Consider the following 16294-nt stretch of genomic DNA (forward strand, 5'->3'; position numbering starts at 1 on the left):
TTAAAAAGTGACGCCCATTTTGATGCTCAGTTCCGGATGCTGATCGACATACTTCATATAGCTGTCCGGGCTGGTGGCGAAAGTGACGACCGGGTCGATGAGATCCTCACAGTTGAGATAACCGTTCATCAGCAGTTCCCAGCAGGTCTCTTCAATGCGCTTGCGGCTCCAGCGCGGATAGTCCGGGTTCGGTTCACTGCACGCGCGGGAGAAGACAATCTTCGCGTTGTTGAAGTGTGCTTCGCGGCCCAGGTTGAAGCCCGCCGCAAACGGTTTGGCGAATGCCACGTAAGAGATCGTGCCGCCGTAGGCGAGCCCGCGCAGCGCAGATTGCAGCGCATCCGCAAAACCGCTGGTTTCGATGATCACATCCGCACCCTGTTTGCCGGTCAGTTTCTTAATTTCAAGACCGACATCGGTACCGATTGGGTTCAGGCAGTGGTCAGCACCGTGACGGCGAGCGATGTCACAGCGGTGTTCGATAGGATCGACACCAATCACCACGGACGCACCGGCCTTTTTCGCCAGCTGAATGGCGATCTGGCCAATCGCGCCCAGCCCGACAACCACAACGAAATCCCCCACGCGGACGTTTGCGTCACGCACGCCGCTCATGGCGAACTGCGCCGGATCGTAGCAAACGGCGTTTTTCCAGGACGCACCCTGCGGCATTTTGCGCAGCTTATAGTTGTTCACCGCGTTGACGATGACCGTCTCCTGCAATGGGCCGTAGCAGCAGACGCTGTCGCCGATCTGGTATTCCGTCACGTCTGCACCACACTCGATGATGTCGCCGACGATCATGTTCCCCAGCTGAAATTTGCCAAATTCGATGCCGCGCGCTGCCCCTTCTTCACGTGGGGTAAACATCTGCCACTCGGCGTTGAACTCTTCATCGATAAACGGGCTTGCCGCGCGAAAATCCACGACTTCGGTGCCGTGCTTCGGCGCGCCATAACGGGCGCGAATTTTCACCTCATGCGTTGCAACAGGACGATCTTCGTATTCAACCAGCGCCGCTACACGGGGCGCTGTCGCAACTAATTTTTTCATGACTCACTCCTTGTTAAAATCGGCCGCCTCAGCCCTTCACGCCGCCGGCGGTCAAACCACTTTTAATAAAACGTTCAGACAGGGCATACATAATGACGACCGGGAGCGCCGTCACCAGCGATGCCGCCATCATTCGGCCCCAGATGTAATCTGGCGTACTGAAGAGCGTGTTCAGCCCAACCGGCAACGTAAAGTTGCTGGAGCTGGACAGGAAAATGGAGGCGAACAGATAGTCATTCCACGCCACCATGAAGCAGTAAACAAAGACCGACACCAGGCCAGAGATCGCCAGCGGCACGGTGATGCGGAAGATAATTTGCAGGCGGTTCAGGCCGTCCATCATGGCGGCTTCTTCAATTTCGTCCGGGATGGTGTCGAAATAGCTGCGCAGCATAAAGACCGCTGTCGGTAACGTCTGGGTCACCATAGTGACGATCAGCGCCAGCTCGGTGTCATAAATGCCAAGCGCGGTGATGATTTTGAACAGCGGCACCACCAGCAGGATCCCGGAGAACATATAGACGGTGTAAAAGCTCGCATTGATCGTCGTGCGCCCCTTAAAGCGCAGTTTGGACAACGCATAAGCGCCCAGCGTGCCGAGAAACACCGCAATGACCGAGGAGGTCAGCGACACCACCATGCTGTTACGGAAGTAATCCACAAACGGGAAAATCAGCGGGTTAAAAATGTCGACGTAATGCTGAAGCGTCCACTCCTGCGGCAGAATGGTCGGATGCAGCGATATCGCCTCTTTCGCGCTTTTAAACGACGTCATTAACATCACAAAAAACGGAAACAACGTGATAATCAGAAATACCGCCAGCCCCAGATAAAAACCGATGCGGCCCAGTACGCGTTTATTTGTTGCCATTGAGGTTTACCCTTTTTCTGGTCAGCAGAATGACGGCGAAGATGATCACAAACAGCACAACGGAGATCGCAGCCGCTTTGCCCAGGTCATTGAATGCGAAGGCCGTTTTGTAAAGATACACGCCCAGAATATCGACCTTCGTGGTCAGCAGATAAACATCCGCGAACATGTAGAACATCCAGATGGTTCGCAGCGTAACCACCGTAGCCAGCACCGGCATGATGGCGGGCAGCGTGACGATGCGAAAACGCTGCCAGGCGTTGGCGCCATCCATCTCTGCCGCTTCGTACAGTGATTTATCAATGGTCTGCAAAATCGCGAGGAACGAGATAAAGGCATACGGGAAGTAGCGCCAGATGGCGAACAGCACCACCAGCACAAAGCTGCTGCCCGGATTGTCGAACCATAGCGGTGCCTGATCATAGAGATGCAGCAGGTCAACGCCCAGATAGTTCACAATCCCGTAGCCGTTGTTGAACATGTATTTCCAGGCAAACACCAGGGAAATAGACGGCGTCACGTAGGACAGAATCACCAGCGAACGCGCCGTTTTCCGCATACGGAATTCACGGTTAAAGAAGATCGCCACGGCCAGCCCCAGCCCGGTACTGCCGATCACTACCAGCGCCGTGTACCAGAACGTCATCCACAGGGAGTGCCAGAACGCGGCATCGCCCAAAATGCGAATGTAGTTATCGAGGCCGACGAAAGCCGCATCAATACGCGGGTTCAGCGGTAAACGTAAAAAACTGATTTCAATATTGGAAATCATTGGCCAGGCCACCAGGCCCCCCAGCAAAATCAGGCTGGGGGCCAACAGCAGCATGGCGAAAGGCATATCTGAACGACCAGAAAACAACGTCTTCATAATTCCCTTCGCAAAGCGCTCCTATCGTTGTGATATCAGGTCAGTCAGTTTTTTCTGGCTGTTGCTTAACGTCGCATTGAGATCTTTTTGTCCCACCGTCACGTTATGCACCATGGAACTGATAATGCCGGACCCGGTAACGTCTCCCATGCGGGTAAAGTTTTTGTCGCCCACGGCACCAAACACCTGGACGTTCGGGAACTGCGCAATCAGCTCATATGGCAGTTGACCAAAGGCCTTGATCACGTCGTTGTTTTTCCAGGAATCTGTGCCCACCACGAGTTTGTTGACCGGTAGCGCGGCGCCCGGAGACATCATGACCCAGTCAGAGGCGTTCTGAGCCTGCTCCATCCAGGTGACAAATTTCTCGGCGGCCTGCGTTTCTTCTTCGGTCTGACCGGTGGTGATGGTCAACGAGGTGATCATGCCGTAGACGGCGGAGGATTTTTCTGTTGGGACCACGAAGCCCAGGTTGGCCGGCGAGCCATCTTTGTAGACCGCAGGCAGGATATAGGTGGAATACACGGCCATAGGCGCAGAGCCGTTCATGAAGGCGTCTTTGATCTCCATGACATCGTTCGAACCCGGCATCGTGGTCGCGGCCAGCGCCTTATAAAACGCCAGCGCTTTCGACATTTCAGGGGTATCGATTTCCACGTTGCCGTTTGCATCAAAGACGTTGGCGCCGCCCGACAAGGCAAACTGCGAGAAGGCCTGCTCGGTCATAACGCTTTCTGCGGTTGGAAGCGCAATACCGTAATGTTTTTTAGCCGGATCGTTGAGCGCCTGACTGGCTTTCAGCAGTTGCTCCCAGTTGTGCGGCTCATCAATACCCGCAGCTCCGAGCGCATCTTTGTGATACCAGATGCCGGACAGCCAGGCGCTAACCGGCACCCCCGTCCATGCGCTGCCATCTTCCGTGCGAACCACACGTAAAATGCCGTCGTAAAATGTCTCTTCGCCCACCGCCTTGATGGCGCGGCCGATGGCGTCACGATCCAGCAGCTGCTCTTTATCCATGACTTTGGCGTAGTCATGGCTGATCTCAATCACCTCCGGCAGCGCACCGGTACGAGCCAGCGTAATAACCTTGGTATTGTAAGCATCTTCTTCAACGGGTACCTGCTTCACCGTAATCGACGGGTTTTCTTTCTCGAATTTCTCGATCAGTTTCGTTATCACCGCCTGGCGTTCCTGTTCCACCGACGAGTGCATAAACTCAATGGTGACCTGAGATGCTTTATCGTCCTTACAGCCTGATAACAGGGCGCACGAAACCAGTGCTGATAACAGCACAATTTTGGGCATTTTCATTTTAGGGTCCTTTTTAGTTTTCTTTAATCCACATTACCTGCCATGGATTGAGGGTCAGATCCGTACCGCTAATATGTTGTCCTGATAGTAATTCCTTACCAGATAGCGTTTGCTCATAAACGGTCTGCATTTTATTGCTAAAATTAAATAATGCTGTAATACGTTCGCCATTTTCAGCAACGCGGATAATTTTAAGAATTTGTTCACCCACTGCGTCGAAAACAGCCTGACTGTCTGGATGGAATGCACTTTCCCCGCGACGAATAGCGATAAGCTCACTCAAACGAGAATAAATTTGAGAACGAATAATCTTATTATTATTCAGTTCGCTATCGACCTGCCCCGCCGTGTATTTTTTCCGGTTAATCGCGCGGTTATAGCCAAGGCGTTCAACACCTTCATAATCGTTACGCGAACCAAGAATGCTCTGAATATAAACGGCCGGTACACCTGGAAAACTTAACAACACGGCATGCGCGAGGATGAACCGGGCAATACGCTCATCATCTGAACTGTCTTGTAAACTTAAGGCATCAAGATAGGTGACATTAATTTCGTAGGGGCTTCGCGTTCCATCAGGGTTATTTTTCCAGTTGACCAGCGCGCCTTCCTGCTGAAGCTTCTCGACCAGCGAGAGGATCTCTGATTCCGGAAGAATGCTGCGCAGCGGGTTCAAACCGATACCATCATGCGAGGCCAGGAAGTTAAACCAGGTGGTGTGTGTTGAAGGCAGCGCCAGCGACCCCGCCCACTGGCTGAGGGCTTTAACGTCCTGACAATGAACGGCATGCAGCACCAGCGGAGGTAAGGAGAACTGATAGACCATCTGGGCTTCATTTTCACCATCACCGAAGTAAGAGATATTGTCTTTGTGCGGAACATTTGTCTCAGTGATGATCACCGTTCCGGGTGCAACGGCATCCGTAATGGCGCGGAACAACTGGATAAGGCAATGGGTTTGTTCCAGATGGATACAGCTCGTGCCAGGGATCTTCCACATAAAACCGACCGCATCCAGTCGGATGTAACGCGCCCCTTCTGCAAGGTAATGGAGCAGTACGTCCACCATGGCAATCAGCACCTGCGGCGAGGCGAAGTTGAGGTCGATCTGGTCTTCACTGAATGTGGTCCACAGATGACGAACGCTGCCATCATGCAGCGTAAACGGCGTCAGCAGCGGCAAGGCACGTGGACGCGTCACCGCGGATAAATCGGTTTCGGGGTCGACTGAAATAAAGAAATCTTCATAGCCGGGCTTCTGCGCCAGATAATGAGCAAACCATTCGCTTTTCGCTGACATATGGTTGCAAACGAAGTCAAACATTAAGCTGGCTGACTGTTTTAATTCCGCGACATCCTGCCAGGTACCCGTTTCAGGTGCAACGTTGTGATAATCGATAACGGAAAATCCATCATCTGACGACCACGGATAAAAAGGTAAAAGATGGACATGGGAAAACGTGCGAGAAAGCCATTCATTATAGAACCGGGTAAATACCGGTAATGCCTTCTCCCCTTTCGCGGAGAACTGGTTAGCATAGGTAATCAGAACAACGTCTTTTTCATCCCAGCCTGACTTACGCTTTTCCGTAATATTAACCGCCGCCTGTTCAAGCTTCGTTAATAACACGTTCAGGTGTGCATCTGAAAATGATTCACCGTAAATATGATTGATGAGTTTTTTAATTTTTGCGTTCACTTTATTTTCCATGGTAGCGGTCCCACGGACTGGCAATCTACTCCCATGAAAAATATCTGTCAACGCACCTGTGGGCTGAAAAAGGCATTCTCAAAGCAGCGCAACGCAGTAATGTGAGCTGCCGCAAAGAACGAGAAAAAGCAGAGGGGATATTCATGCCCTCTCTCTGAGCGAGAAAGGGCTTTTGCGCGAGGGATTAGCGTGAAAGGTAGCGGCGGGAAACGCGTTTCGCCAGTTTCTTTAATAGCGGCTCCAGTGCGACCGCCAGCACCATTCTGACCGGCTTACGGGCAACAGACTTGATCGCCCAGCCAGCCACACCCGCCGGACCATAACGTAACGCCGTCATCAGAACCAGTTTACCTGCGATTTTCAGGCCGGGTTTTACCTTCTGACCGGCCTGTTGCCAGTTTTGTTTCATGTTTGTTCTCTCTTAAAGCTGACGAAAACGACTTCTCAGCGTAAAGGTATCGGAGGTGACGTAACGTTCCATCTCGCGCAATCGCTTCTCCCCTGCGCTCAGCTGCTCGTCTACCGCATTGAGGAGATCGCTGCTGGTAGGCGTGTTCTCTGCATCCAGTTCACCGTCCGGCATAGGATCGAGTACAAACGACAGAATGATGTAAGCCACCAGAGTAATAAAGGCCAGGCCAAAGAAAATCGACAATACGGTGACCACGCGCACCAGTTTTACCGGGACATCCAGATAGTGAGCCAGCCCGGCGCAAACGCCCCGTACCATGCCCTGCTGTGGAATGCGCCACAGTTTTTTATTCAGATTCAGTCCAGCCATTAACGCTCCCTCCAGTTTGGGTGTTCCGCATCCAGGATAGCTTCCAGCGCCTGAATACGTTCGCGCATTTTGTTTGCCTCAGCAGAGAGCTGCGCCAGCCGCTGCTGTTCACTCTGCGACAGCTCACCGCGTGAAGTGCGGTTGCTGTAGTGCAGCCATAACCAGATGGGCAGAACAAACAGCACAAAAATTGTCAGGGGTATTGCCAGAAAAAGCGCGCTCATGTGTACTCCTTGTCTTGCGATGCGGCACGCTCAGGTGCCGCAGGAATTATTATTGATTATCTTGTTTCATTTTGGCTTTCAGCGCAGCCAGCTGCTCGCTAATTTCATCATCGGCTTTCAGGTCAGCAAACTGCTGATCGAGGGTTTTCTGCTTACCGATGCTGTGGCTTTCGGCTTCCGCTTCCATGTGGTCGATACGGCGTTCGAACGATTCGAAACGCGCCATCGCTTCATCCAGTTTGCCGCTGTCCAGCTGGCGACGCACGTCGCGGGACGAGCTCGCAGCCTGGTGGCGCAGCGCCAGCGCCTGTTGACGCGCACGGGTTTCGCTGAGTTTATTTTCAAGCTCACCGATCTCTTTCTTCATGCGGGTCAGGGTATCATCCACCAGCGTCACTTCATGTTCCAGCGTGGCAACCATCTCGGTCAGCTTCTGCTTCTCAATCAGCGCAGCGCGGGCCAAATCTTCTTTATCTTTGCGCAGCGCCAGTTCAGCTTTTTCCTGCCACTCGTTGAGCTGGGCAGTCGCCTGCTCGATACGACGCGTTAACTGCTTTTTCTCTGCCAGCGCGCGGGCGGAGGTGGAGCGTACTTCAACCAGCGTGTCTTCCATTTCCTGAATCATCAGGCGCACCAGCTTCTGCGGATCTTCCGCTTTCTCCAGCAGCGAGTTGATGTTGGCGTTCACGATGTCGGCAAAACGAGAAAAAATACCCATAATTCAATCCTCATAGTTCTGTTATCGGGCGATGCCCTGCTGTGTAGTAAATACAATTCCCGTGCCAACTTTTTATCTTATTGATTTTACTGAATCTGATTGATATTCACCCAGCCAGAGACTATTCTCACCTGGTGAATATCACTAAGGAGTGGTTAATTTCATCATGGCTGAATACAAAGACAATTTGCTTGGCGAAGCGAACAGCTTCCTGGAAGTGCTTGAACAGGTGTCACGCCTCGCGCCGCTGAATAAACCGGTGCTAATCATCGGGGAACGTGGAACCGGTAAAGAACTCATTGCTAACCGCCTGCACTTTCTGTCTGGCCGCTGGGACGGTCCCTTTATTTCGCTTAACTGCGCAGCACTGAATGAAAACCTGCTCGATACGGAGCTTTTCGGTCATGAAGCCGGAGCCTTTACCGGCGCACAAAAACGCCATCCCGGCCGTTTTGAGCGCGCCGATGGCGGAACGCTTTTCCTCGACGAGCTGGCCACAGCGCCGATGCTGGTGCAGGAAAAGCTGCTGCGCGTCATAGAGTATGGCGAACTGGAACGCGTTGGCGGTAGTCAGCCGCTCCAGGTCAACGTTCGCCTGGTGTGCGCCACTAACGCCGATCTGCCCGCGATGGTGGCAGAGGACAAATTCCGCGCTGACCTGCTGGACAGGCTGGCTTTTGATGTCGTTCAGCTGCCGCCGCTGCGGGAGCGACGTAGCGATATCATGCTGCTGGCCGATCAGTTTGCCATTCAGATGTGCCGGGAACTGGGCCTGCCGCTCTTTCCGGGCTTTAGCGAACAGGCCACCGAGACCCTGCTCGGTTACCACTGGCCGGGAAATATTCGTGAACTCAAAAACGTGGTGGAACGGTCCGTATACCGTCATGGCAGCAGCGAGTCCGAGCTGGACAACATTATACTCGATCCGTTTCGGCGCGAGGTTAAACAGGCCCCTGCTCCGGCGGCGCGCCAGCAGAGTCCGGCGTTGCCGCTCGATTTACGCCAGTTCCAGCATCAGCAGGAGCAGCAGCTGCTCGAGCAGAGCCTGAAAGAGGCGAAATATAATCAGAAACGGGCGGCTGAACTGCTGGGTCTGACCTACCATCAGTTAAGGGCATTGCTCAAAAAACATCAAATGCGCTGACATTATCAGCACTTACCCCCAGACATTTTTACGAAGCAGGCGTAAGTGCGATACACTTTGCAGATCGAATCTAAAAACCTTAAAAACTATGCGCCTGGTTTTATCGTCCCTGTTTGCACTCGGTCTGTTCAGCAATCTGGCCTTTGCTGCGCCCGATCGCGCTGTGCCCCCTGATATCCGTGAGAGTGGTTTCGTCTATTGCGTCAGCGGACAAGTTGATACCTTTAATCCGCAAAAGGCCGGGAGCGGCCTGATTGTTGATACGCTGGCCGCACAGCTCTACGATCGCCTGCTCGACGTCGATCCTTATACCTATCGGCTGGTTCCGGAGCTTGCCGAAAGCTGGGAAGTAATGGATAACGGCGCAACGTACCGCTTCCGTCTACGCGATGATGTTGCTTTTCAGCACACCCCGTGGTTCACGCCAAGCCGCAAGCTCAACGCGGATGACGTGGTTTTCACCTTCCAGCGCATCTTCAACCGCAATCATCCCTGGCATAACGTCAACGGCAGTAACTTCCCCTATTTCGACAGTCTGCAATTCGCGGACACGGTCAAAAGCGTGCGCAAGCTGGATAACCGCACCGTTGAGTTTCGCCTGACGCACCCGGACGCCTCCTTCCTCTGGCACCTGGCGACGCACTACGCCTCCGTCATGTCAGCGGAGTACGCGGATCAGCTGACGAAAAAGGATCGTCAGGAACGCCTCGATCGTGAGCCCGTGGGCACAGGGCCGTTCCAGCTGGCTGAGTACCGCGCCGGACAATACATTCGCCTGCAACGTCACGATAATTTCTGGCGCGGCAAACCGCTGATGCCGCAGGTTATCGTTGATCTGGGTTCAGGAGGAACTGGCCGCCTCTCCAAACTGCTGACCGGCGAGTGCGACGTCCTTGCGTGGCCGGCGGCCAGCCAGTTAACGATTTTGCGCGACGACCCTCGCCTGCGCCTGACCCTGCGCCCGGGAATGAACATCGCTTATCTGGCATTTAACACCGATAAGCCGCCGCTGAATAATCCGGCCGTGCGCCATGCGCTGGCGTTAGCGATCAACAATCAGCGTCTGATGCAGTCGATTTACTACGGTACCGCGGAAACCGCCGCCTCGATTCTGCCGCGTGCCTCATGGGCCTATGACGGCGAGGCGAAGATCACGGAATATAATCCCGCGAAAGCGCGCGAACAGCTTAAAGCGCTGGGGGCAGAAAACCTGACGCTACAGCTTTGGGTTCCTACCAGCTCTCAGGCGTGGAACCCCAGCCCGCTGAAAACCGCCGAACTGTTGCAGGCAGATATGGCGCAGGTGGGCGTTAAGGTGATCATCGTTCCGGTCGAAGGCCGTTTCCAGGAGGCGCGGCTGATGGACATGAACCACGACTTAACGCTGGCTGGCTGGTCTACCGACAGTAACGATCCGGACAGCTTCTTCCGTCCGCTACTGAGCTGTGCGGCGATAAATTCCCAGACCAACTATGCACACTGGTGTAACCGTGAATTTGATGCCGTGCTGCAAAAAGCGCTGGCGTCCCAGCAGCTCGCGTCACGCATTGAAGCCTACGATGAGGCGCAAAATATTCTGGCCAGAGAGTTGCCCGTATTGCCACTTGCCTCATCCCTGCGCCTTCAGGCCTACCGTTACGATATTAAAGGTCTGGTACTCAGCCCGTTTGGTAACGCCTCCTTCGCGGGCGTGACCCGTGAGAAAGAGCAAGAGGTGAAAAAGCCATGATTATTTTTACCTTGCGTCGGCTGCTGTTACTGCTGGTCACCCTGTTCTTGCTGACCTTTGTCGGCTTTAGCCTTAGCTACTTTACGCCGCACGCTCCGCTTCAGGGCTCATCCCTCTGGGACGCCTGGCTGTTCTGGTTTAACGGCCTGCTGCACTGGGATTTCGGCGTGTCCAGCATCAACGGACAGCTCATCTCCGAGCAGCTTAAGGTGGTGTTCCCGGCCACCATGGAGCTGTGTATACTCGCCTTCGGCTTTGCCCTTATGGTGGGGATCCCGGTGGGGATGCTGGCGGGAATTTATCGCAATAAATGGCAGGATAAATTCATCAGCGCGCTTGCCTTAATTGGCTTCTCCATCCCAGTCTTCTGGCTGGCGCTGCTGCTAACCCTCTTCTTCTCATTGACGCTGGGCTGGTTGCCGGTGTCGGGGCGTTTTGATCTGCTGTATAACGTGCAAACGGTGAGCGGCTTCGCCATCGTTGACGCCTGGCTTTCTGATTCGGTCTGGCGCGACGAAATGATCGTAAGCGCGTTGCGCCACATGGTGCTGCCGGTGCTCACGCTGGCCGTCGCGCCCACGACAGAAGTGATCCGCCTGATGCGTATCAGCACCATCGAAGTCTTCGAGCAAAACTATGTTAAAGCCGCGGCCACGCGCGGACTGTCTCGTCTGACGATTTTGCGCCGCCACGTGCTGCACAATGCATTGCCGCCGGTGATCCCCCGTCTTGGGCTGCAATTCTCAACCATGCTGACGCTGGCGATGATCACCGAGATGGTCTTCAGCTGGCCGGGCCTTGGGCGCTGGATGATCAACGCGATTCGCCAGCAGGACTATGCGGCTATCTCCGCCGGCGTGATGGTGATTGGCTCACTGGTTATTATTGTTAACGTTGTTTCCGATATTTTGGGTGCCATGGCCAACCCGTTGAAGCATAAGGAATGGTATGCCTTACGATAACGTCTACAGCGAAAAGCGCACGCCCGGTGCGCTACGTACCGTGTGGCGTAATTTTTACGGCGACACCACGGCAATGATCGGCTTTTACGGCTGCATTGGCCTCGTGTTGCTGTGCGTTTTGGGTTCGTGGTTTGCGCCGTATGGCATCGATCAACAGTTCCTTGGTTACCAGCTTTTACCGCCGTCATGGTCGCGCTACGGGGAGGTTTCTTTCTTCCTAGGCACTGACGATCTCGGACGCGACGTGCTAAGCCGTCTGCTGAGCGGCGCGGCCCCCACGGTGGGCGGCGCATTTGTGGTGACGCTTGCCGCGGCGATCTGCGGCCTGGCGCTGGGTATTTTTGCCGGATCAACCCACGGGCTGCGGTCAGCCGTGCTTAACCATATTCTGGATACCCTGCTCTCTATTCCTTCGCTGCTGCTGGCGATTATCGTCGTGGCCTTCGCGGGGCCGCACCTGACGCACGCGATGTTTGCCGTCTGGCTGGCGATTCTGCCGCGTATGGTGCGCTCGGTTTACAGCCTGGTTCATGACGAACTGGAGAAAGAGTATGTCGTCGCCGCCCGTCTGGACGGTGCCACTACGTTCAATATTCTGTGGTTTGCCGTGCTGCCTAATATTGCCGCCGGGCTGGTGACGGAGATCACCCGCGCCCTGTCGATGGCGATTCTGGATATCGCGGCGCTGGGCTTCCTTGACCTGGGCGCGCAGCTCCCTTCTCCGGAATGGGGCGCTATGCTCGGCGATGCGCTGGAGCTGATTTACGTTGCGCCGTGGACGGTCATGCTGCCGGGCGCGGCCATTATGGTGAGCGTTCTGCTTATCAATCTGCTGGGCGACGGGATCCGCCGCGCAATCAATGCGGGGGTGCAATAATGCCGTTACTTGATATCCGCAACCTCACCATCGAAATCAAAACGGGTGAAGGCTGGGTTAAAGCCGTGGATCGCATCAGCATTACCCTTGCAGAAGGCGAAATCCGCGGTCTGGTGGGCGAATCGGGTTCAGGTAAAAGCCTGATCGCCAAAGCCATTTGCGGCGTGTCGAAAGACAACTGGCGCGTCACCGCCGACCGTATGCGCTTCGACGACATCGATCTGTTGCGTCTCTCACCGCGAGAACGCCGCAAGCTGGTGGGCCATAACGTCTCGATGATTTTTCAGGAGCCGCAATCCTGTCTTGACCCGTCCGAGCGCGTGGGCAAACAGCTGATGCAGAACATCCCCGGCTGGACCTATAAAGGCCGCTGGTGGCAGCGTTTCGGCTGGCGTAAGCGCCGTGCCGTTGAGCTATTGCACCGCGTCGGGATCAAAGATCATAAAGACGCAATGCGCAGCTTTCCGTATGAGCTGACCGACGGAGAATGCCAGAAAGTGATGATAGCTATCGCCCTGGCCAATCAGCCGCGTCTGCTGATTGCGGATGAACCCACGAACGCGATGGAGCCAACGACCCAGGCGCAGATTTTCCGCCTGCTTACGCGTCTGAATCAGAATAACAACACCACCATTTTGCTGATCAGCCATGACCTGCAAATGCTCAGCAAGTGGGCGGATAAAATTGACGTGATGTACTGTGGACAAACGGTAGAAACCGCGCCAAGTGAAGACCTGGTGACGACGCCGCATCATCCCTACACGCAGGCGCTGATTCGGGCGATCCCTGACTTTGGCAGCGCGATGCCGCACAAGAGCCGTCTGAATACCCTGCCCGGCGCGATCCCCCTGCTGGAGTCGCTGCCCATTGGCTGCCGTTTGGGTCCGCGTTGCCCGTATGCTCAGCGTAAATGTATTGAAACACCGCGCCTGACAGGGCCGAAAAACCATCTGTTTGCCTGTCATTTCCCGCTGAACATGGAGAGAGAGTGAAATGGTCGAAACCTTACTGGAAGTGCGTAACCTGAGTAAGACCTTTCGCTATCGTACAGGGCTGTTTCACCGTCAGACCGTCGAGGCGGTTAAACCGCTGAGCTTCACGCTGCGCGAAAAGCAGACGCTGGCGATTATCGGTGAAAATGGTTCTGGCAAATCGACCCTCGCAAAAATGCTCGCGGGCATGGTAGAGCCGAGCGGCGGTGAAATACTGATTGACGATCACCCTCTGGAATTTGGTGACTACTCTTTCCGCAGTCAGCGCATCCGGATGATATTTCAGGATCCGTCGACGTCCCTCAACCCGCGCCAGCGTATTTCCCAGATCCTGGACTTCCCGCTGCGGTTGAATACCGACCTGGAGCCGGAAGCGCGTCGCAAGCGCATTGTCGAAACACTGCGTCTGGTAGGACTCCTGCCCGACCACGTGAGCTATTACCCCCACATGCTGGCTCCGGGCCAAAAGCAGCGTCTCGGTCTGGCCCGCGCGCTGATCCTGCGCCCGAAGGTGATTATCGCCGACGAAGCGCTGGCGTCGCTGGATATGTCGATGCGTTCGCAACTCATCAACCTGATGCTGGAGCTACAGGAAAAGCAGGGGATCTCGTATATCTACGTAACTCAGCACCTGGGCATGATGAAGCACATCAGCGATCAGGTGCTGGTGATGCACCAGGGTGAAGTGGTTGAGCGCGGCAGTACCGCTGACGTGCTGGCCTCCCCGCTCCACGACCTGACAAAACGCCTGATTGCCGGACACTTTGGTGAAGCGTTGACGGCGGACGCGTGGCGGAAAGATCGTTAGCCGTTGCGTAACCCGCTTGCCAGCAGAGTAAACACCTCAATAGCATGCGGCAGCGCCTTCTGCGGCTCATCGCTCGCGGCAATCATCAAAGCAGCATTCAGCGCAGCGCCGTTTAGCAAATGGGCTGCGACTTTTGCATCCATTTTTTTAAGCACGTTGCGTTCGATTAATGTTTCGATGGTCTGACGGGTCGACTCAAGACAGCTGTTCTGGCTGGGCCATTGCGCCGGATCGCCCAGAACGGCCGGGCCGTCAAGCAGCACGATGCGCTGAACTTCCGGAACGAGCGCCATGTTGATGTAGGCGATACCTTCCGCCAGAAGGCGCTCCCAGTCATCGTCTGCGGCTGCGGCAATGGCTTTCGCGTTGGCCGCCATTTCGCTGTCTATCTGCGCGACTACCGCCGCCAGTAATCCTTTCTTATCGGTAAAATTATGATACAGCGCGCCGCGCGTTAACCCCACGCTTGCCGTCAGTTCATCCATCGACGCTGCGGCATAGCCTTTTTCAGCAAAAGCCTTCCGCGCCGCCTGAATCATTTTTTCGCGATTTTCCTGAGCCGTTTCAGCACGACGTTTCGTAGCCATAGAACTTCCTATAAAAGCGGTATTTAAATTTGACATACGAGGCGTATGTGAATTACATTTTTTCACATACATCGCGTATGTTACTTCTCTTGCGTAACCACAACAACACCTTTGACAGAAAAGGAAATACCATGCCTCCACGTAATCCTGTCTTCCCTGCCAGTCGACATGCCCTTTATGAGGAGCATGGCTATTCGGCTGCCATTCGCTCTGGCGATCTGTTATTTGTTTCCGGTCAGGTCGGCAGCCGCAGCGATGGCACGCCTGAACCTGACTTCGCCGCTCAGGTGCAACTCGCATTCGATAATTTACAGGCGACTCTGGCCGCCGCAGGATGCACGTTTGACGATCTGATTGATATCACGACGTTTCATACCGATCCTGAAAATCAGTTCCCCGTCATCATGGAGGCGAAAAAACGGGCGTTTCCGCAGCCTCCTTACCCCAACTGGACGGCTATCGGCGTTAACTGGCTGGCCGGATTTGATTTTGAAATTAAGGTTATTGCCCGAATCCCCTCGCCAGCGAATGAATATCCGCCCCTGTAAGCGTGAAGGCCAGCTTCTGGTTGGATGAGGCGAACCCAGCACCCGGTGATATACTGCTGGAATACGCACGAAACAGCCTGATGAAGCGTCAGTTCAACGTCTTCCATGAGCCCAGTCAACGCCCTGAAGCGAGAAATATCGTGACACAAGGGGCTGTGAGTGGGCTATAATTTCGAGCTAATTTCGAATGATTTTGAAATACTGCCTGTAACGCTATGAATTACAAGGCAAAACAAGCAATGAATATAAGGATTAAAGCTATGGGTTTTCTTTCCGGTAAGCGCATTCTGGTGACTGGCGTTGCCAGCAAACTGTCCATCGCATACGGCATCGCACAGGCTATGCATCGCGAAGGCGCTGAGCTGGCGTTCACCTACCAGAACGACAAGCTGAAAGGCCGTGTTGAAGAATTTGCCGCGCAGCTGGGTTCCAGCATTGTTCTGGAATGTGACGTTGCACAAGACGAAAGCATTGATGGCATGTTTGCTGAACTGGCAAAAGCATGGCCGAAATTCGACGGTTTTGTTCACTCCATCGGCTTCGCTCCAGGCGACCAGCTGGACGGCGACTACGTGAACGCGGTTACCCGTGATGGCTTCAAAATCGCGCACGACATCAGCTCTTACAGCTTTGTTGCGATGGCAAAATCCTGCCGCGCAATGCTGAACCCGGGCGCAGCCCTGCTGACCCTGTCCTACCTGGGCGCAGAACGTGCTATCCCTAACTACAACGTGATGGGTCTGGCGAAAGCGTCTCTGGAAGCCAACGTACGCTACATGGCGAACGCAATGGGTCCTGAAGGCGTGCGTGTTAACGCCATTTCTGCGGGTCCAATCCGTACCCTGGCCGCTTCCGGCATCAAAGATTTCCGTAAAATGCTGGCACACTGCGAAGCGGTTACCCCGATTCGTCGTACCGTTACCATTGAAGATGTGGGTAACTCTGCGGCATTCCTGTGCTCTGACCTTTCCGCGGGTATCTCCGGCGAAGTGGTTCACGTTGACGGCGGCTTCAACATCGCTGCAATGAACGAGCTGGAAATCAAATAAGCCTGTAACTCTCTTCCCGCCTGGGAAGAGAGTTTTCTCCCCTCCCCGCACGTCGTTA

The 16294-nt window shown here is 54.5% G+C and carries 18 protein-coding genes; 8 read left to right on the forward strand and 10 right to left on the reverse strand.

Annotation, left to right across the window (positions count from 1 at the left end; all coding sequences use genetic code 11):
• From IM267_RS03445 to pspA, 9 genes are all read right to left on the reverse strand, one after another.
• A complete protein-coding gene (locus IM267_RS03445; protein ID WP_193032766.1) occupies positions 1-1053 on the reverse strand; it encodes a zinc-binding alcohol dehydrogenase in 1053 nt (350 codons plus the stop codon).
• Between the two features lie 28 nt (positions 1054-1081).
• Positions 1082-1924 carry a carbohydrate ABC transporter permease gene (locus tag IM267_RS03450; RefSeq protein ID WP_063866579.1) on the reverse strand — a complete coding sequence of 281 codons (843 nt, stop codon included), beginning with the start codon at positions 1922-1924 and terminating at the stop codon, positions 1082-1084.
• On the reverse strand, positions 1911-2792 hold the full coding sequence (locus IM267_RS03455) for a carbohydrate ABC transporter permease (protein WP_102750156.1): 882 nt from the start codon (positions 2790-2792) through the stop codon (positions 1911-1913). The genes IM267_RS03450 and IM267_RS03455 overlap by 14 nt, the downstream gene beginning before the upstream one ends.
• A gap of 21 nt (positions 2793-2813) precedes the next feature.
• Complete coding sequence (locus IM267_RS03460; RefSeq protein ID WP_193032768.1) at positions 2814-4106, reverse strand: ABC transporter substrate-binding protein; 1293 nt, start codon at positions 4104-4106, stop codon at positions 2814-2816.
• Positions 4107-4119: 13 nt separating this feature from the next.
• Complete coding sequence (locus IM267_RS03465; RefSeq protein ID WP_193032770.1) at positions 4120-5817, reverse strand: sugar phosphorylase; 1698 nt, start codon at positions 5815-5817, stop codon at positions 4120-4122.
• A gap of 184 nt (positions 5818-6001) precedes the next feature.
• On the reverse strand, positions 6002-6226 hold the full coding sequence (pspD, locus tag IM267_RS03470; protein ID WP_063866575.1) for a phage shock protein PspD: 225 nt from the start codon (positions 6224-6226) through the stop codon (positions 6002-6004).
• Positions 6227-6238: 12 nt separating this feature from the next.
• On the reverse strand, positions 6239-6598 hold the full coding sequence (gene pspC, locus IM267_RS03475) for an envelope stress response membrane protein PspC (RefSeq protein WP_063452295.1): 360 nt from the start codon (positions 6596-6598) through the stop codon (positions 6239-6241).
• The gene (gene pspB / locus IM267_RS03480) at positions 6598-6822 is read right to left on the reverse strand and encodes an envelope stress response membrane protein PspB (RefSeq protein ID WP_063452294.1); all 225 of its coding nucleotides are present in this window, start codon (positions 6820-6822) and stop codon (positions 6598-6600) included. Before pspB ends, pspC begins: the two co-directional genes overlap by 1 nt.
• 49 nt (positions 6823-6871) lie before the next feature.
• Entirely contained in the window at positions 6872-7540 is a 669-nt protein-coding gene (gene pspA, locus IM267_RS03485) for a phage shock protein PspA (RefSeq protein WP_063452293.1), read from the reverse strand.
• A gap of 151 nt (positions 7541-7691) precedes the next feature.
• Between pspA and pspF the strand changes: the two genes are divergently transcribed.
• From pspF to sapF, 6 genes are all read left to right on the forward strand, one after another.
• Positions 7692-8684 (forward strand): phage shock protein operon transcriptional activator, encoded by a 993-nt coding sequence (gene pspF / locus IM267_RS03490; protein ID WP_193032772.1) that lies wholly within the window; start codon positions 7692-7694, stop codon positions 8682-8684.
• 88 nt (positions 8685-8772) lie between these two features.
• The gene (gene sapA / locus IM267_RS03495) at positions 8773-10413 is read left to right on the forward strand and encodes an ABC transporter substrate-binding protein SapA (RefSeq protein ID WP_193032774.1); all 1641 of its coding nucleotides are present in this window, start codon (positions 8773-8775) and stop codon (positions 10411-10413) included.
• Positions 10410-11375 carry a putrescine export ABC transporter permease SapB gene (gene sapB, locus IM267_RS03500; protein ID WP_063452290.1) on the forward strand — a complete coding sequence of 322 codons (966 nt, stop codon included), beginning with the start codon at positions 10410-10412 and terminating at the stop codon, positions 11373-11375. Before sapA ends, sapB begins: the two co-directional genes overlap by 4 nt.
• Entirely contained in the window at positions 11362-12252 is an 891-nt protein-coding gene (sapC, locus tag IM267_RS03505; RefSeq protein ID WP_063452289.1) for a putrescine export ABC transporter permease SapC, read from the forward strand. Before sapB ends, sapC begins: the two co-directional genes overlap by 14 nt.
• Positions 12252-13244 (forward strand): putrescine export ABC transporter ATP-binding protein SapD, encoded by a 993-nt coding sequence (gene sapD / locus IM267_RS03510; protein WP_063866571.1) that lies wholly within the window; start codon positions 12252-12254, stop codon positions 13242-13244. The genes sapC and sapD overlap by 1 nt, the downstream gene beginning before the upstream one ends.
• Before the next feature lies 1 nt (position 13245).
• A complete protein-coding gene (sapF, locus tag IM267_RS03515; RefSeq protein ID WP_003856838.1) occupies positions 13246-14052 on the forward strand; it encodes a putrescine export ABC transporter ATP-binding protein SapF in 807 nt (268 codons plus the stop codon).
• Here sapF and IM267_RS03520 read toward each other — a convergent pair.
• Positions 14049-14639: a TetR/AcrR family transcriptional regulator gene (locus IM267_RS03520; protein WP_193032776.1), complete on the reverse strand. Its 591-nt coding sequence runs from the start codon at positions 14637-14639 to the stop codon at positions 14049-14051. The genes sapF and IM267_RS03520 overlap by 4 nt on opposite strands.
• 131 nt (positions 14640-14770) lie before the next feature.
• Between IM267_RS03520 and IM267_RS03525 the strand changes: the two genes are divergently transcribed.
• Together IM267_RS03525 and fabI are read left to right on the forward strand one after the other, a co-directional pair.
• Complete coding sequence (locus IM267_RS03525) at positions 14771-15187, forward strand: RidA family protein (RefSeq protein WP_193032805.1); 417 nt, start codon at positions 14771-14773, stop codon at positions 15185-15187.
• A 260-nt stretch (positions 15188-15447) separates the two neighbouring features.
• Positions 15448-16236, forward strand: coding sequence for an enoyl-ACP reductase FabI (gene fabI / locus IM267_RS03530; RefSeq protein ID WP_003856831.1), 789 nt, complete (start codon positions 15448-15450; stop codon positions 16234-16236).
• Positions 16237-16294 lie beyond the last annotated feature (58 nt).

The organism is Enterobacter cloacae complex sp. P15RS (assembly GCF_014895905.1).
In the GTDB taxonomy this organism is placed as follows: domain Bacteria; phylum Pseudomonadota; class Gammaproteobacteria; order Enterobacterales; family Enterobacteriaceae; genus Enterobacter; species Enterobacter quasihormaechei.

Coding starts and splice junctions, on each gene's coding strand:
- IM267_RS03445 (WP_193032766.1), bottom strand. CDS start 1,053: ATGAAAAAATTAGTTGCGACAGCGCCCCGTGTAGCGGCGCTGGTTGAA.
- IM267_RS03450 (WP_063866579.1), bottom strand. CDS start 1,924: ATGGCAACAAATAAACGCGTACTGGGCCGCATCGGTTTTTATCTGGGG.
- IM267_RS03455 (WP_102750156.1), bottom strand. CDS start 2,792: ATGAAGACGTTGTTTTCTGGTCGTTCAGATATGCCTTTCGCCATGCTG.
- IM267_RS03460 (WP_193032768.1), bottom strand. CDS start 4,106: ATGAAAATGCCCAAAATTGTGCTGTTATCAGCACTGGTTTCGTGCGCC.
- IM267_RS03465 (WP_193032770.1), bottom strand. CDS start 5,817: ATGGAAAATAAAGTGAACGCAAAAATTAAAAAACTCATCAATCATATT.
- pspD (WP_063866575.1), bottom strand. CDS start 6,226: ATGAAACAAAACTGGCAACAGGCCGGTCAGAAGGTAAAACCCGGCCTG.
- pspC (WP_063452295.1), bottom strand. CDS start 6,598: ATGGCTGGACTGAATCTGAATAAAAAACTGTGGCGCATTCCACAGCAG.
- pspB (WP_063452294.1), bottom strand. CDS start 6,822: ATGAGCGCGCTTTTTCTGGCAATACCCCTGACAATTTTTGTGCTGTTT.
- pspA (WP_063452293.1), bottom strand. CDS start 7,540: ATGGGTATTTTTTCTCGTTTTGCCGACATCGTGAACGCCAACATCAAC.
- sapA (WP_193032774.1), top strand. CDS start 8,773: ATGCGCCTGGTTTTATCGTCCCTGTTTGCACTCGGTCTGTTCAGCAAT.
- sapB (WP_063452290.1), top strand. CDS start 10,410: ATGATTATTTTTACCTTGCGTCGGCTGCTGTTACTGCTGGTCACCCTG.
- sapC (WP_063452289.1), top strand. CDS start 11,362: ATGCCTTACGATAACGTCTACAGCGAAAAGCGCACGCCCGGTGCGCTA.
- sapD (WP_063866571.1), top strand. CDS start 12,252: ATGCCGTTACTTGATATCCGCAACCTCACCATCGAAATCAAAACGGGT.
- sapF (WP_003856838.1), top strand. CDS start 13,246: ATGGTCGAAACCTTACTGGAAGTGCGTAACCTGAGTAAGACCTTTCGC.
- IM267_RS03520 (WP_193032776.1), bottom strand. CDS start 14,639: ATGGCTACGAAACGTCGTGCTGAAACGGCTCAGGAAAATCGCGAAAAA.
- IM267_RS03525 (WP_193032805.1), top strand. CDS start 14,771: ATGCCTCCACGTAATCCTGTCTTCCCTGCCAGTCGACATGCCCTTTAT.
- fabI (WP_003856831.1), top strand. CDS start 15,448: ATGGGTTTTCTTTCCGGTAAGCGCATTCTGGTGACTGGCGTTGCCAGC.